General features: G+C 57.4%; 1 protein-coding gene. It reads left to right on the forward strand.

The annotated features are described in order from the left end of the window. On the forward strand, positions 1 to 1182 hold a 1182-nt coding region (locus F3J40_RS24550; RefSeq protein WP_205297518.1), incomplete at both ends, for an inverse autotransporter beta domain-containing protein.

The following is a 1182-nucleotide window of genomic DNA, read 5'->3' on the forward strand; positions in this document are numbered from 1 at the left end:
CTTTATTGATGACTGGATGGTCGGCTATAACGCCTTTTATGACGAGAACTTCAGCCAGGGTCACAAGCGTTTTGGTATTGGGCTGGAGACCTGGCGTGACTACCTTAAGCTCAGCGCTAACGGCTACGTGCGCATTTCGGACTGGAAAAACGCCGACAATGTGACCGACTATCAGGCCCGGCCTGCCAACGGGTTTGACCTGCGGGCCGAAGGCTGGCTGGCGGACTACCCTTCGTTGAGCGCCCGCCTGATGTACGAACAGTACTATGGCAGCGAAGTGGCGTTGTTCGGCAAGGATAAGCGGCAAAAAAATCCGATGGCGGTGACCGCGGGCCTGAGCTGGACGCCCGTGCCCATGTTCTCCCTGTCTGCAGATCACAAAGCGGGGGGCAACCAGAACGAGAGCCAGTTTGGTCTGCAGATGAACTGGCAGTTTGGCCGCTCGCTGGAATCGCAGCTGGACCCGGATCAGGTAAGCCTGGGCGCGACGCTGGCAGGCAACGGCATGGATCTGGTGAACCGTAACAACAACATCGTGCTGGAGTACCGCAAACAGGAACTGGTGAAGCTCAGACTGTTGGCAATTGACGGTGCGGGTACGGCGGTCAAACCGATTGATTACCAACTGGACAGTAAGTACGCCCTGCAGGAGATTATCTGGAATGATGCCGCTATCGTCTCGGCAGGAGGGCGCATCGATTATCAAGGCAATGGTCAATATACCCTGACGCTGCCCCCGTTCAACCTGGGTGGAGGTAATAATTATACGCTGAGTGGCGTGGCGGTTGACCAGCATGGTAACCGGTCGGCGACGGCCACCACCACTGTCACGGTCGGGCGTACTGACGTAAGTGCTGTGAACAGCAGAGTCAAGGCCGACGACGATAGCCTGGTGGCAGACGGAAAATCCACCACCCGAATTGGTATCTACGTGATGGATGCGGATAATTTACCGATGACAGGCGTGCAGGAGAGACTGAAAGTTGCCGTGCGTGAAGGTGCACTGCCAGAGACAGGCAAGGCCGGTACAGCCCAGGTGACAGCATCTCCAGGCGCGACGAAGTCTGCCTCGTTGGGTGCTATCACGGAGAAAGGCAACGGCCTGTATGAAGTCACCCTGACGACGGGCACACGCTCAAGCCTCGCGGTGATTACAGCCTCTCTGGACGACGTGAGGTTGCC

The sequence above is a fragment of the Candidatus Pantoea multigeneris genome (genome assembly GCF_011752615.1).
GTDB classification, from domain to species: Bacteria; Pseudomonadota; Gammaproteobacteria; order Enterobacterales; family Enterobacteriaceae; genus Pantoea; species Pantoea multigeneris.